The 16,387-nt window shown below is 34.8% G+C and carries 12 protein-coding genes; all 12 read left to right on the top strand.

Annotated elements, in window-relative coordinates; all coding sequences use genetic code 11:
* Positions 1-230 precede the first annotated feature (230 nt).
* The 12 genes from ftsE (at position 231) to murB (ending at position 16,355) form a co-directional block, all read left to right on the top strand.
* The gene (gene ftsE, locus LN736_RS16105) at positions 231-917 is read left to right on the top strand and encodes a cell division ATP-binding protein FtsE (RefSeq protein WP_150356743.1); all 687 of its coding nucleotides are present in this window, start codon (positions 231-233) and stop codon (positions 915-917) included.
* Positions 907-1,797 (top strand): permease-like cell division protein FtsX, encoded by an 891-nt coding sequence (gene ftsX / locus LN736_RS16100; protein ID WP_150356742.1) that lies wholly within the window; start codon positions 907-909, stop codon positions 1,795-1,797. The genes ftsE and ftsX overlap by 11 nt, the downstream gene beginning before the upstream one ends.
* A 228-nt stretch (positions 1,798-2,025) precedes the next feature.
* Positions 2,026-3,201, top strand: a complete 1,176-nt coding sequence (locus tag LN736_RS16095) for a S41 family peptidase (RefSeq protein WP_150356741.1) — start codon at positions 2,026-2,028, stop codon at positions 3,199-3,201.
* A gap of 113 nt (positions 3,202-3,314) precedes the next feature.
* Complete coding sequence (locus LN736_RS16090; protein WP_150356740.1) at positions 3,315-4,604, top strand: PDZ domain-containing protein; 1,290 nt, start codon at positions 3,315-3,317, stop codon at positions 4,602-4,604.
* 2 nt (positions 4,605-4,606) lie between these two features.
* Entirely contained in the window at positions 4,607-6,598 is a 1,992-nt protein-coding gene (gene uvrB, locus LN736_RS16085; RefSeq protein ID WP_150356739.1) for an excinuclease ABC subunit UvrB, read from the top strand.
* A gap of 31 nt (positions 6,599-6,629) precedes the next feature.
* The gene (uvrA, locus tag LN736_RS16080) at positions 6,630-9,452 is read left to right on the top strand and encodes an excinuclease ABC subunit UvrA (RefSeq protein ID WP_150356738.1); all 2,823 of its coding nucleotides are present in this window, start codon (positions 6,630-6,632) and stop codon (positions 9,450-9,452) included.
* A 70-nt stretch (positions 9,453-9,522) separates the two neighbouring features.
* Positions 9,523-9,963, top strand: a complete 441-nt coding sequence (locus LN736_RS16075; protein WP_150356737.1) for an FHA domain-containing protein — start codon at positions 9,523-9,525, stop codon at positions 9,961-9,963.
* A gap of 51 nt (positions 9,964-10,014) precedes the next feature.
* Positions 10,015-11,217, top strand: coding sequence for an FtsW/RodA/SpoVE family cell cycle protein (locus tag LN736_RS16070; RefSeq protein ID WP_150356736.1), 1,203 nt, complete (start codon positions 10,015-10,017; stop codon positions 11,215-11,217).
* A gap of 4 nt (positions 11,218-11,221) precedes the next feature.
* Positions 11,222-12,649 (top strand): peptidoglycan D,D-transpeptidase FtsI family protein, encoded by a 1,428-nt coding sequence (locus tag LN736_RS16065; RefSeq protein ID WP_150356735.1) that lies wholly within the window; start codon positions 11,222-11,224, stop codon positions 12,647-12,649.
* Between the two features lie 175 nt (positions 12,650-12,824).
* On the top strand, positions 12,825-13,433 hold the full coding sequence (locus LN736_RS16060) for a metal-dependent hydrolase (RefSeq protein ID WP_150356734.1): 609 nt from the start codon (positions 12,825-12,827) through the stop codon (positions 13,431-13,433).
* A 16-nt stretch (positions 13,434-13,449) separates the two neighbouring features.
* Complete coding sequence (uvrC, locus tag LN736_RS16055) at positions 13,450-15,321, top strand: excinuclease ABC subunit UvrC (protein ID WP_150356733.1); 1,872 nt, start codon at positions 13,450-13,452, stop codon at positions 15,319-15,321.
* 119 nt (positions 15,322-15,440) lie between these two features.
* Positions 15,441-16,355: a UDP-N-acetylmuramate dehydrogenase gene (gene murB / locus LN736_RS16050; protein ID WP_229981986.1), complete on the top strand. Its 915-nt coding sequence runs from the start codon at positions 15,441-15,443 to the stop codon at positions 16,353-16,355.
* Positions 16,356-16,387: the final 32 nt, after the last annotated feature.

Genomic DNA, 16,387 nt, shown 5'->3' with positions numbered 1-16,387 from the left:
TCACATTAAAATTATTGTAATAAGTATCAAAAATGCATTTTTAAAATACAAGGGACAGTTTCCGCCCATAATAAAAAAGGAAGAGTATTCATATTGAGGGAAAATCTGCGCCATATAAATTTTTACTGTGACTTTCATATATTTAACTTTTGGTTTTTTGCATTATTATGATATAATGTTTGATGTAATGTGCAAGCTTGGAAACTTGTTAAATATAAGGAGAGGTTTAAATGATACAGTTTAAAAACGTGAGCAAGGTTTACAACAACAACATATTTGCATTGTCTAATATAAACCTGGATATCCAAAAGGGAGAATTTGTGTTTTTAGTTGGACCTAGCGGTGCGGGAAAAACTACATTTGTGAAAACTATTTTAAAGGAAATTGAACCTACAAGTGGAAATATAATAGTTAATAATGTAGACATTACGAAACTAAAGAGAAATCAAATACCCTTATATCGAAGAAGGTTGGGAGTTGTTTTTCAGGATTTTAGGCTAATACCAACCCTCAATGTTTATGAAAATGTGGCTTTTGCCATGAGGGTAATTGAAGCACCCTTGAGAGAAATAAGGAAAAAGGTCCCCATTGTATTGTCCCTGGTTGGACTTGCCAACAAATATAGATCCTTTCCCCATGAGCTTTCGGGTGGAGAGCAGCAGAGAATTTCTCTGGCAAGAGCTATAGTAAATAATCCATCTATACTGATAGCGGATGAACCTACAGGAAATTTAGATCCAGATACTTCTATGGATATAATGGATACTATAAATGACATAAATCATGCTGGAACTACGATATTAATGGCAACCCATGCAAGCAATATAGTGAATTCTATGAGAAAGAGAGTTATAGCAATAGAAAAAGGTATTATAGTAAGAGATGAACAGAGGGGTGCATACGGTTATGAGGATTAGTGCCATGGGGTTTTTTGTGAAAGATGCATTTAGAAGTTTAAAGAGGAATAAGACTATAAGTATAGCAGCAGCGGCAACAGTAGCAGCTACACTTTTTATATTCGGAATATCTATGCTTACAATGCTGAATATCAAACAGGGAATATTGGAGATACAGTCTAAGGTAGAAGCAAAAGTGTATTTGGAAGATAATATAACTATGTCTCAAAAAAGGGATATTGAAGATAAGATAAAGAATATAGATGGAGTAGTCAATTTGAGCTATGAAACAAAATCTGAGGCGCTGAATAAATTTAAAAAGCAACTGGGAGATCAGAATAAATCACTGGTGGAGGGACTAGATAAGGACAATCCGATTCCAAGTTCATACATAGTTAAAGTTAGCAGTCCGGAAATTATTTCCAAGGTAGTCAGCAACATAAAAGGAATGCCTGGAATATACAGTATCCAGGATGGGAGAGGTATTGTAGATAAAATTGTAACTATAACCAGAACTATAAAGTGGGCAGGAAGTATTATATTTGTATTGCTCATAGGAGTTTCACTGTTTTTAATAGGAAATACAATAAAGATAACAGTTTATTCAAGAAGAAAAGAAATAGGTATAATGAAATATATTGGAGCTACAGATTGGTTCATAAGATGGCCTTTTATTATAGAAGGTATAATAATAGGGGTAATAGGGGCAATAGTATCAAATTTAGTACTGTATTATCTGTATAGGATAGTTTATGCTAAGGCGTCATCTGCATTTATAATGATGCAATTGATAAGCCCGCATTATGTGGCTACCACTGTGTTTGGATTGTTTATTTTAGCAGGTGTGATAATAGGTGCAGCAGGAAGTGTAATGTCTATTAGAAAATTTTTAAATGTTTAAATTGACATAGCTTTTTATTAACTGTTTATTAGAGGTTGTTTCGAAATTTATTTGAAACAGCCTCTATGGTTTTATGAGCAAACTCAACCTAAAACTAACAATCACTTTATAATTGTCTTGAAAGTATTTATAAATATTTCCGCAAATTTATTTTTTAGTGTTATAATTATTTAAGATTTACATAAATACTATTATATAGTGAATGTTTCAGAAAACGAGGTGTATAGTTTGAAAAGTAAAAAAAGATGGATAACGTGGACTGTAGTTATTGTACTTGTGACAAATATTCTTACAATGTTTGGAACTACTAGTTTTATAAAAAATACTCAAAGTAATGTAATGGGAGAATTTTCAAAGTTATTTGAGGTCAGAAACCAATTGTATAAATATTACGATGGACCTATAAATGATAATACATTAGTGGAGGGAGCCATTAAAGGAATGACTTCGTCACTAAATGATCCATATACTGTATTTATGAATAAAAAAGAATATGATGATTTTAATGTTCAAACTGAAGGAAATTACAGTGGAATAGGAATTCAGGTTACGTCAAAAAACAACAATATTGTAGTAATGAGTGTGTTTGATGGTTCACCTTCTAAAAAAGCAGGAATAATTGCAAATGATATAATTCAAAAAGTGAATGGGATTACTGTAAATGGAAAGGATCTTGATAAAGCTGTATCGCTTATGAAGGGTAAGGAAAATACAGAAGTTACCCTTACGTTGTACAGAAAAAATAAAGGCAGCTTCAATGTGAAAGTCAACAGACAAAAGATAGACATTTCTACAGTAACTGGCGAGATGCTTCAAAATAATGTAGGATACATACAGGTGTCTATGTTTGATGAAAATACAGCTAAAAGTTTTAAGGATAAATTAAATACATTGAGAAGTCAGGGGATGAAATCACTAATAGTGGATTTGAGAGATAATCCGGGGGGACTGCTGGATCAATGTGTAGATATGATTTCCAATTTTGTACCGAAGGACAAAGTAATAGTTTCCACTATAGATAAGTATAATAATAAAAAAGAATATAAATCAAAAGGTGGAGATTTTAACGGACTGCCCTTAACTGTACTTACCAATGGGAATACAGCCAGTGCCTCGGAAATATTTTCGGGAGCAATTAGAGATTATAAACTTGGGACTTTAGTTGGAGAAAAGACTTATGGAAAGGGAGTCGTTCAGACCGTTCTGGATACAGGAGATGGGACTGCACTTAAGGTTACTATTTCTAAATACTATACTCCAAATGGTGAAAATATACACAAAAAGGGAATAAAACCTGATGTGAAAGTGGAATACCCCGAAGTTCTTAAAAATTCACCTTATGATAGAAATAAAGATCCACAATTTAATAAAGCTTTAAATATAGCAAAAAATAAAATAAAATAGAATTGTAGATAATTTTGACGATATGTGAATATATAATTATAATATATTTGAGATTTTAAGTTAGACAGATGGTTTCTGTCTAACTTAGTTTGCGAGAGGGGAATTAAGTTTTAATGATATTATTGTACACGTTGAAATCTATAGCTTTTGCACTGACGGAACCCTATTTAGTGTTAATTCTAGCTATTTTGGTGTTTACATTATATAGAAAGAATAAACAGACAGTTATAATGCAAAAAATGATAATTGGAGAGGGAATCAATTCTCCTTTTGAACTTACAATATCTCAAATTGTGATAGGAATTTTTGGAGGCATATTGGCCAGTGTTATTATGTCATATTTAGGGGTGGTTTTTGACGAAGATTCAGCTGTAGATTTAATATTTTTGGCATCTATCGTTTTTATGTTTTTTAATGTGAGATTTATATGCTTTTCCTATTCTGGAGCAATATTGGGATTTTTAAGCCTTATATTGGCCATGTCTTCCCAAACTTTTAACATTCCCAATCTGGATTTTTTAAAAATAGATGTGGTGGCGCTTATGAGCATGGTAGCTATATTGCATTTTGTAGAGGGAATTTTGATTATACTGGATGGGAAAAAGGGTGCAGTTCCTGTTTTTTCAAGTAAAAATGGGAATATAGTAGGAGGATTTGCCCTTCAAAGATATTGGACAATTCCGATAGCCGTATTTTTTATAATTCACAGCAGAACGATGATAGGAAGCTCCTGGCAGGTAGCTGTTCCTGCATGGTGGCCGCTTATAAACAGTTCCATTCCATATGATATATTAAAAAGTGCGGTGGTATCTTTAATACCATTTTATGCAGTGATGGGATACAATAGTGTGACTTTTACAAGAGATACTAAGGAAAAATCGTTTTTATCAGGAGGCCTAATAATATTATATAGTGTTATTTTATTCGGCATGGCTCAACTTGCAGTTTTGAATATTTGGTTGAAGTTTTTAGTGGTTATATTTGCACCGGTGGCTCATGAGGGAATTATAATGTTTCAAAGGCATTTAGAAGTAAAGGGAGTACCAAAGTATGTAAGCAGCAGTGAGGGTATAATGGTACTTGCAGTTGCACCTAATTCTCCTGCCAATGAAATGGGAATTAGAAGTGGGGATATGTTGGTGGAAATAAATAATGAGAAAATCGACAATGAAGATAAGATAGCAGAAGTTATCAGAAAATGTTCAAATTTTATATGGCTCAAGGTAAAAAAGGAAGCAGGAAATTTTGAGCAGGTAAGTTACAGTAAAATGAATGAAGATAAAAAATTAGGCATAGTGTTTGTACCAAGAAAAATACCTCAGAATAGTATGGTGATAAAATTGGATAAGAATAAATTTTCTGATGTACTGAACAAGATAAAAAATAAAGATAAGGATGATTAAAAATGGGAAAATTTAAAATACATTCTAAATTTAAACCTACGGGTGATCAGCCTGAAGCAATAGATGGTATAACAAAAGGTATTTTAAAAGGAGATAAATTTCAGACACTACTTGGTGTAACTGGTTCGGGCAAGACTTTTACCATGGCAAATATAATAGAAAGGGTACAAAAGCCCACTCTTGTACTAGCTCATAATAAAACTCTGGCATCACAATTGTGTTCGGAATTTAGAGAATTTTTTCCTGAAAACAGTGTGGAATATTTTGTATCATACTATGATTACTATCAACCAGAAGCTTATATACCTCAGACAGATACATATATAGAAAAAGATGCTTCCATAAATGATGAGATAGATAAGTTAAGGCACTCAGCTACTTCTGCCCTTTTGGAGAGAAAAGACGTTGTAGTAGTGGCCTCAGTATCCTGTATTTATGGACTTGGTAATCCGGAAGAGTATAAGAAGCTGACGTTGTCCCTAAGACCGGGTATGATAAAAAACAGGGATGATGTGTTGAAAAAATTAGTGGAAATTCAATATGAAAGAAATGACATAAATTTTGTGAGGGGAACTTTTAGAGTAAAAGGGGATATAGTAGACATATTTCCGGCTTCATCTACGGATCATGGAATAAGAGTGGAGTTTTTTGGAGATGAAATTGATAGAATAAGAGAATTTGACGTACTTACAGGAAAAACCATTGGAATTAGAAATCATGTTTCCATATTCCCGGCATCTCACTTTGCTACATCCAGGGAAAGGCTTGAAATAGCTATAAATAAAATAGAAGAGGAGCTTGAAGACAGACTTGAAGAACTCACATCCCAGGACAAATTACTTGAAGCCCAGAGGTTGAAACAGAGGACTAATTTTGATATAGAGATGATACGTGAAGTTGGATACTGCAGTGGAATTGAAAATTATTCCAGAATATTGGACGGCAGGGCAAAGGGAACTCCACCCCAGACTCTTATAGATTATTTTCCAAAGGATTTTCTTTTATTTATAGATGAAAGTCATGTTACTCTTCCTCAGGTGAAAGCCATGTATGCAGGGGATAAATCAAGGAAGGACTCCCTGGTACAATACGGTTTTAGACTTCCTTCGGCCTATGATAATAGACCACTTAAATTTGGGGAGTTTGAGAAAAAAATAAATCAGGTGGTGTTTGTAAGCGCCACCCCTTCGGATTATGAACTGGAACATTCGCAAAATGTAGCTGAACAGATATTGAGACCTACGGGACTTTTGGATCCGGAAATCATAGTAAAACCCATTAAAGGGCAGATAGATGATCTTTACAATAATATAAGAGAAACCTCATCTAAAGGTTTTAGAACCCTTGTAACCACTCTTACAAAAAAGATGGCAGAGGATTTGACGGATTATTTTAAGAACATGGATATAAGAGCTAGATATTTACATTCAGATATATCAACAATAGATAGAATGAAGATAATAAGGGATTTGAGAAAGGGCGAATTTGAAGTTTTAGTTGGTATCAATCTTTTAAGGGAGGGGCTTGACATACCGGAGGTTGCATTGGTTGCCATTTTGGATGCGGATAAAGAGGGCTTTTTAAGATCGGAGAGATCACTTATACAAACTATAGGAAGGGCTGCCAGAAATTCTGAAAGCAGAGTTATAATGTATGCGGATACTATCACCAATTCCATGGATAAGGCTATAAGCGAGACTAAAAGGAGAAGAAAAATACAGATGGCCTATAATGAGAAAAATGGTATTACACCTACGACTATACACAAAGATATAAGAGAAGTTATAGAGTCAACTATGGTTTTGGAAGAAAAACAGGAATATAATAGTTTAAAGGAAGCTGTAGAGGCCGATAATGAAAAAATAGATGAACTTATAAAGACCCATGAGAAACAGATGAGGACGGCAGCTAAAGAACTGAGGTTTGAAGAAGCTGCAAAATTGAGGGATATAATAACAAAGCTGAAAAAGCAGAAAAATAAAAAGCTTGTATAAATATAATCGAAATACCTAAGGAGTTAAACCAATGAAAGATAGCATAGTGATAAAAGGTGCTAAAGTACACAATTTGAAGAATGTGAGCTTAACTATACCTAGAGATAAATTGATAGTTTTTACCGGACTTTCAGGATCGGGAAAATCCTCATTAGCTTTTGATACTTTATATGCGGAAGGGCAGAGGAGATATGTAGAGTCATTGTCTGCTTATGCCAGGCAGTTTTTGGGCCAGATGGATAAACCTGATGTAGAATACATTGAAGGTCTATCCCCTGCAATATCCATAGATCAGAAGACAACCAGCAGGAATCCACGTTCTACTGTAGGGACTGTTACTGAGATATATGACTATCTGAGACTTCTATATGCACGTATAGGTGTACCACATTGCCCTAAATGCGGTAGAGAGATATCACAGCAGACGGTGGATCAGATGGTAGATAGAATTTTGGGCATGCCTGAAAAAACCAGAATACAGGTACTTTCTCCCATAATTAAAGGGAGAAAGGGAGAACATGTGAAAGTATTGGACAATATAGTCAAAAACGGATTTATAAGAGCAAGAATTGACGGTGATGTAGTTGATTTGGAAGATGAAGAGGTAAAACTTGAGAAGAATAAAAAGCATACCATTGAGGTGGTCATAGACAGGTTAATAATCAAAAATGACATAAGAAGCAGATTAGCAGGTTCTATTGAAACTGCTCTTAAATTGTCAGAAGGTGTAGTTATAATAAATGTTTTAGGTGGAGAGGATGTGCTTTTTAGTGAAAAGTTTGCATGTCCTGACTGTGGTATAAGTATAGGAGAAATCACTCCTAGAACTTTTTCTTTCAATTCACCTTTTGGAAAATGTGATACCTGTGACGGACTTGGAACTCTTCTTGAAATAGACGAAAATTTGGTCATACCTGACAAAAAAAAGAGTATACTTGGGGGGGCTGTAATGCCCTGGGGAGAAGGAAGCTTAAAAGAGGATTCCTGGACTTTCAGTATATTGAAGGCCCTTTCCAACAAGTATAAATTTAAATTGGACACTCCAATAGAAAAACTCAGCCCGAAAGTTTTAGATATACTCCTGTACGGACTCAGAGGAGAAAAGGTAAGAGTAAGATATAAAAAGGATAATAGGATAATGGAATTCAATCATTCTTTTGAAGGAGTGGTGAATAACTTAAAGAGAAGATACATGGAGACAAATTCCGACTATATAAAAAGGGAAATAGAAAATTACATGAGTGATAACCCATGCCCAACATGTAAGGGAGCTAGATTGAATCCAGCTGCACTGTCTGTTACAGTGGGTGGAAAAAATATATTTGAGCTCTCTAGTATGTCCATAAAAGACGAACTGAAATTTTTCAAGGAAATAGAGCTGTCGGAAAAGGATAGGCTAATAAGTGATCAGGTACTTAAGGAAATAAACAGCAGACTTCAGTTTTTAATAGACGTGGGATTGGATTATCTGACCCTTTCGAGAACAGCTGGAACACTGTCCGGAGGAGAAGCACAGAGGATAAGACTTGCCACTCAGATAGGTTCCGGGCTGGTAGGTGTACTCTACATATTGGATGAACCAAGCATAGGACTTCACCAGAGGGATAATGATAGGCTTATTGCTACATTGAAGCATCTGAGAGATGTAGGGAATACTCTTATAGTTGTGGAACATGATGAAGATACCATGAAGCAGGCAGATTTTATAGTTGACATAGGACCTGGAGCAGGAGAGCATGGTGGGGAAGTAGTGGCAGCGGGGCCTATTTCAGATATCATGAATTGTGAAAGATCTATAACGGGGCAGTACTTGACGGGCAAGAAGAAAATAGAAGTTCCCAAACAGAGGAGAAAAGGCAGCGGCAAGTTTATAAAAGTAATAGGGGCCAGGCAGAATAATTTGAAAAATATAGATGTGGATTTCCCGCTGGGAATATTTAATTGCGTTACTGGAGTATCCGGATCGGGAAAAAGTACTTTGGTGAATGAAATATTATATAAGGCCCTGCATAAGAAATTGAACAATTCGAAAGATAATCCGGGAGCTTATGACAGCATTCTCGGTGTAGAGAATATAGATAAGATCATAAATATAGATCAAAGTCCCATAGGAAGAACCCCCAGATCAAATCCTGCCACCTATACAGGAGTATTTGATATAATAAGAGAAGTGTTTTCAAATACGGCGGAAGCTAAAATGAGGGGATATAAACCGGGACGGTTTAGTTTTAATGTAAAAGGCGGCAGGTGCGAAGCCTGCAGCGGTGATGGGATAATAAAAATAGAGATGCAGTTTTTGTCAGATGTATATGTACCCTGTGAAGTATGTAAGGGAAAAAGGTATAATAGGGAAACTCTCCAGGTAAAATATAAAAATAGGAATATTGATGATGTACTAAATATGACGGTGGAAGAGGCCCTGGAGTTTTTTGAGAATATACCTAGAATAAAAAATAAATTACAGACATTGGCAGACGTAGGACTTGGATACATTAAATTAGGGCAGCCTTCTACACAATTGTCTGGAGGAGAAGCTCAGAGGATTAAATTAGCTTATGAATTGTCCAAGAGAAGTACTGGAAAAACACTGTATATACTGGATGAGCCTACTACGGGGCTTCATATAGATGATGTGAGTAAACTTATAAATATACTCCAGAGAATTGTAAATGTAGGTAATACGGTGGTAGTTATAGAACACAATCTAGAAGTTATAAAGTGTGCAGATTATATCATTGATCTTGGACCTGAAGGCGGAGAAAAAGGCGGCACCGTTATTTGTACTGGCACTCCAGAACAAATAGCTAAAAATAAAAGCTCCTATACGGGACAATATTTAAAAGAAATGTTATAATTTATATAAAGGCTAGCATAGGCACACTTATAATGCTAGTCTTTCTATGTGTTAAGGAGGATACTTTTAAATGGATCTGAGTAAATTGAGTATGATTTTTAAAATTGTAATCATAGGTATAGTTTATATTATAATATTTTGGGCGCTCAGGATAATGTATAAGGATATAAAAGTGGGAAGTAGAAGAGCGAGAAGAATAAATAGAAAATCCTTTGGACTTGAAGTGATAAACCCGGGTAATAATTCCAATCTCAGGAAGGGAGCTGTGATTCCGGTTAGAAGAGAAATAACCGTAGGAAGAAAAAATGATAATCAGCTTATATTAGAAGATCCTTATGCATCAGGGCATCATGCCAGAATTTATATAAAAAATGGAAAGGACTGCATATTGGAGGATTTGGAAAGCACTAACGGAACTCTTTTAAACGGGAAAAAACTAAGGGGAAAGCACTATCTGAATTCCGGAGATGAAATAAGAATAGGTAATACGTCTTTTAAGGTCATAGGGTAGTTTTAATTTGAATATTATAAAATTGCTGTAAATAGATGGGTGGTGAGAGTATTGGACTCTATTAAGGACGAAAAAAAATTATTGAAATATACATACTTTTTATGCTTCATATGCTTTTTTAATCTGGCAATAATAAAGCAGCCTTTTGATAAAGGAGCCATGGTAATGGCACTGGTAATCTGCCTGCTTATAGGATATTCATATTTTGTAATAAGAAAATTTTTTTCCGATGGAGATAAATATATATTTATTTTTTCCAGTATACTGTCTGTTATAGGTATGGTGATGTTGTATAGATTGAACATGGCAGTTGCAATCAAACAGATAGTCTGGTTTGCAGTGGGGGTTACAGGATTTATACTTATTGTGGTCTTAATGCCGGATACAAGTAGGTTCAGCAAGTATAAATATATCTATCTGGTGTTCACGCTGATATTTATGGGAATGGGTACTTTTGTCGGCATTGAGTTAAATGGTTCTAAGAACTGGGTGGATATAGCTGGCTTTCAGTTTCAACCCTCGGAATTTGGAAAGTTATTTTTAGTTGCGTATTTAGCTGCAGACCTAAAGGATTATAAGAATTTCAAAAGCCTTATAATACCTGCACTGGTTGTAATGATGTCCCTTGGGTTCATGGTGATTCAGAGAGATCTTGGATCTGCCCTCATATTTTTTGGAATAGCTATAACCATGCTCTATATAGCAACTTCAAAATTTAAATATGTTATAGTTTGCTTTTTATTATCTGCTGCAGGGGCCCTGATGAGTTATAAACTGTTTGATCATGTTAGAACAAGAGTTATGATATGGAAAAACCCCTGGCCATATGCAAATGATCAAAGCTATCAAATTGTCCAATCCATGTTTTCTATAGCATCTGGAGGACTTACTGGAACAGGGTTGGGATTGGGACACCCCGAATATGTGCCCATAAATACTACGGATTTTATATTTGCAGTACTTTGTGAGGAATTGGGGATATTGATGGGATTTGCCATAATAATATTGTATTTTTTGTTGTTTTATAGATGTATGAGAGCTGCCGTGTATGGAAACGATGAATTTTCAAGGCTTTTGGCTGTGGGGTACAGCGCCATGATAGCATCACAAGTACTGGTTATAGTCGGAGGTGTTATGAATGCCATTCCCCTTACGGGTATAACTCTGCCTCTTGTAAGCAGGGGCGGAAGCTCCATGTTAATAACGTTTTTTTCTTTAGGCATAATTCAAAAAATATCAGAGGAAGGTAGGTAGAAGGATGAATGACATATTGAATAATATAAAAAAGGTAATGATGGTTTTTTTAATATGCTTTATAGCTCTTATCTCCTACATGACCTATTTTGAAATGTTAACAGGCCCGAAAATATTGAACAGTACCTACAATAGGAGGCTTTGGATAAAGAGAAATGAAGTGCTCAGGGGAACCATATATGATAGAAATGGCAATGCCCTCACTAAAAGTCAACCTATAAATGCAGAAACTCAAAAGAGAGAGTATACCGGAGGAGCTATATTTGCCCATGTGCTTGGGTATGTAGATATTAAATATGGGATTACAGGTCTTGAGAGAAAGTACGATGAGGAACTTATGTCCTCAAATATTCAGGACAGTATAAAGAGCTTCATATTAAACAAAGGAAAGGCTCAAAAAAAGATCGGCTATAGTTTGAAGACAACTTTAGATCTAAACACCCAGCAGGCGGCTTATAATCTTTTAGGTAGTAATAAGGGTGCTGTTGTGGCTTTGAATCCCAAGACTGGAGAAGTAATAGCCATGGTCTCAAGACCTTCTTTTGATCCAAATAACCTGCAAAATACCTGGAAACAATTGAACCAAGACAGTAATAAACCGCTTTTGAACAGAGCTACAGCAGGTTTGTATCCTCCTGGTTCCACTTTTAAGACCGTGACTGCCATAAGTGCCCTGGAAAATATACCTGGTGTTCAGAATAAGTACATCCAAGATACCGGGAGCCTCCCTCTGGGAGGAGGTTATTCACTGAATAATTTTGAAGGAGAAGTTTTGGGAAGCATAAATTTCAAAGATGCGTATACACATTCCAGCAACGTATATTTTGGAACTCTGGGGCTTGAATTGGGAAATGACAAATTAAAGCAGACTGCAGAGAAATTATTTTTCAACAAAGAAATCCCAACAGATGGCATACCAGTGGAACCCAGCAAGTTTCCATCTCTTAAGTCCTATGAAAAAGGAAGCATAGCCCAAAGTGCCATAGGACAGAGCAGTGACCTGGCGAGTCCGCTTCAGATGGCAGTGGTTACAAGCACTATAGCCAACAGAGGAATTCTTATGAAGCCTCATTTGGTAAGTGATGTACTTACAAATACGGGCCAAGAGGTAAAAAGTATACAGCCGGAACAGGTAGGACAGTTGATATCCACCAGCACAGCAGATGTCATGCGAGATCTTATGAGATCTGTAGTGGAATCGGGAACAGGAGTTAATGCTTCCATAGCGGGAATGGACGTAGCTGGAAAGACTGGAACAGCAGACAATGAATCTATGGGAAAATATTCACCACCTCACTCCTGGTTCATAGGTTTTGCACCTTATGAAGATCCAAAAGTAGCTGTGGCGGTGATTGTAGAAAATGGAGGACAGGGAGGAAAATTGGCTGCTTCTATAGCGGCGGAAGTTATGAGGACAGCACTTAGAAAATAACTGTAAATTGTGTATTGTCGATTATATATTTCCAATTGTATAAATTTCCCGGGAAATTTTGATGTAAAATACGAAGTTACTCTGAATTTAATGCTATAATATAGTCAATAAAGGGGTTATTGAAATTAAAAGCATGAAAGTTGTCTAATATTATGACAGTTAATGAGGAGAAAATATGAAGGGGAAAACTCATATAGGCATGGGGCTAATCACCTATTTATCAATTTACAACATACTTCCCGGCAAATTTAATTTTATGGGACTTTTATTGGTGGCATTTGCATCTATATTGCCGGATGTAGATCACCCTAAAAGCATAGTAAATAAATATATTCTTCCTTTTAAAAACAAATTTACCAAAGTTATTTTTTATGGCTGTATTGGAATAACTTTTATCTGGTATGATTATTTATATACTGATGCCCCAATAATGAAGGCTATTGGAATATCTTTCATTATAATAGCAGTATCCTCTCATAGAAATGGATTAACTCACAGTTTTACAGGTATGATAATGTTTTCTTTTATTGTAGGATATCTAGGTAATATGTACAATATCCATTATTTGGTTTATTATTTTATGGTAGGTTACGGCATGCATTTGTTATGTGATATGTTTACAAATAGGGGAGTACCGCTTTTTTATCCTGTTGAAAATAAGAAATTTAAATTTCCTCTCACTTATAGAACTAATTCTAAAGTTGGTTCTGCTATAGAGGAATTGTTGATGATATGTGGAATTTTATTTACAATATATAGACTTCCAGTTATATTTTACAAATAGTTTTAGGAGTGATTAAGTGTTTGATTTTCAATATCAGCTAAAAGTATTGCCAGATAAACCTGGAGTATATTTGATGAAAAATTCTCTGGGAGAAATTATATATGTGGGAAAAGCAAAAATTTTAAAAAATAGAGTGAGACAATATTTTCAGAGTTCAAAAAATCATTCAGAAAAAGTGAAAGCCATGGTCAGACATATTTCTGAATTTGAATATATTGTAACTGATTCAGAAATGGAAGCCCTTATTTTAGAATGCAATTTGATTAAAAAATACAGACCACACTATAATATACTATTGAAAGATGATAAGAGATATCCATTTTTAAAGATAACTGTAAATGAAGATTTTCCTAGAATAATATATGCGAGAACTGTGGCTAGAGATGGTGCAAAATATTTTGGACCTTATGTAAGCTCTTCTTCTGTATATGAGACTATGGAGATCATAAAAAAAATATTTCCTATAAGGACCTGCAGGTTTTCCATAAAGGAAGATGGAAAAAAAATAAGACCCTGTCTGAATTATTATATAGGGATCTGCAAAGCTCCCTGCGGAGGATACATTAGTAGGGAAAAATATAGGGATATAGTGAATGAGGTAATAGATTTTTTATCCGGGAAAAATAAGGATATAGTCAGAGAACTGAAAGAAAATATGAATTCCGCTTCGGAAAATCTTGAATTTGAAAAAGCAGCGGAGTTGAGAGATAAGATATTTGCAGTGGAAAAAGTTATTGAAAAGCAGAAAATAACTACAGTGGGTTTTGAAAATGAGGACTTTATAAATATGTACTCTGATGGAAAAGACAGCTGTCTGCAAGTGTTCTTTTTGAGATCTGGGAAAATAATTGGCAGAGAACATTTTATTGTGGAAAATACAGTGGATTTACCTAAGAGCGAAGTAATAGCCAATTTTATAAAGGAGTTTTATGGAGGCACTGCTTATATAGGTAAGACCATATATGTACCTGAAGTGGATGATATTGAACTGCTGGAGGATTGGCTCAGTATGAAGAAAAGTTCTAAAGTGTATATTAGAATTCCACTTAGAGGTGACAAAAAGGCAATTTTGGACTTGGTTCAAAAAAATGCTGAAACTATGCTAAAAAATTTTAAATTAAAGTTTATTCAGGATAAAAAATTATATGATACATCACTTGAAGAACTTTCTGAAATACTTAAACTTGACGATATTCCCCATAGAATAGAGGCCTATGATATATCAAACATTCAAGGAGTGGATTCTGTAGGTTCTATGGTGGTGTTTGAGAATGGAAGACCTAAGAATAGCGATTATAGGAGATTTAGGATAAACACTGTAGTAGGGGCAAATGACTATGACAGCATGAGAGAGATAATTAAAAGAAGATTTCAGCACGGTCTGGATGAAATAGAGAAAATAAAGGAGAAAAATCTTGAATTGAGTGCTGGAAAGTTTTGTATTTTTCCAGATCTGATCCTTATGGATGGAGGAAAAGGGCAGGTAAATGTGGCACTTCAAATATTGAAAGAACTTGGAATAGATATACCGGTATGTGGAATGGTGAAAGATGACCGGCATAGGACAAGAGGGATTATATATAACAATGAAGAATTGGCCATAGGCTATAGTCCTAATGTGAATAAGCTTGTTACAAGAATACAAGATGAAGTTCACAGGTTTGCCATATCTTATCACAGAAGTCTTAGAAATAAAAGAGTGTTTCATTCAGTACTTGAAGATATACCTAATGTAGGAGCGGTCAGAAGAAAAGCATTGTTGAAGAAATTTGGAAGCATAGATAATATAAAAAAGGCAAATCTAGAGGAACTGCTGGCTGTACCTTCTATAGACAGACGAACGGCGGAAAATATCATTTTTTATTTCAAAAATGGCAGTAAAAATTAATAGGCTTGAATTTAATGGGTAAAATGTAATATATAAGAATGTACAGTCTTGATTAAGTAGTATACATACATTATACTAAACATAATACTTAATTTTAATTTTCAAGGAGAATACTTACAATGAATAAGTTTAAAAATTTTGCTATAAATTTGAAAGAAATATTGAATGAAGAGGATATAAGAATAGATGAACCTATGAAATATCATACTTCTTTTAAGGTGGGAGGACCTGCAGATATACTTATTACTCCAAGAAATTTTCAACAGGTGATAGATGTAATAAAATTTTGTAAGAAGAATAATGTACCTTTTTATATAATGGGAAATGGTTCCAACTTACTTGTAAAAGATGGCGGAATAAGGGGTATAATAATTAAGCTTATAAAATTAAATCATATTATAGTTGAGGGAAATAAAATTATTTCAGAAAGCGGAGCATCTTTGAAAGAGATTTCAGCTGCTGCCTTAAATAGCAGTTTAACGGGAATTGAATTTGCCTGTGGAATCCCTGGCAGTGTGGGAGGGGCAGTTACCATGAATGCAGGTGCATATAATGGAGAAATCTCCCATATAATAGAGAGCGCAAAGGTTATAGACAATTTTGGCGAAGTAAGGGTGCTTGATAGAGATGAGCTGAAATTGGGATATAGAATGAGTTCTATATTGATGTATGGATATACTGTTTTAGAAGTGACTTTTAATTTAAAAAATGGAGAATATGAAAAGATAAAAAATCGTATAGATGATTTAAATAGAAGAAGAAGTCAAAAGCAGCCCTTGGAATATGCTTCAGCAGGAAGTACTTTTAAGAGACCGGAAGGCCATTTTGCCGCTAAATTAATAGAGGACAGCGGGTTAAAGGGGGAAAATGTGGGAGATGCCCAGGTTTCCGAAAAACACTCGGGATTTATAATAAACAGGGGAAATGCTACTGCCAGTGATATTTTAAATTTGATAAAGATTGTACAGCACAGGGTGAAGGAAAAGTTTAATGTGGATCTTTATACCGAAGTCAGGATTATAGGAGAAGATTAAAATATAAAAATTTTCCCTAAGGTTCAAAGTAT

It is taken from the genome of Clostridium aromativorans, from assembly GCF_020908015.1.
In the GTDB taxonomy this organism is placed as follows: domain Bacteria; phylum Bacillota; class Clostridia; order Clostridiales; family Clostridiaceae; genus Clostridium_B; species Clostridium_B aromativorans.
This window is presented reverse-complemented; position numbering and strand designations above follow the sequence as displayed.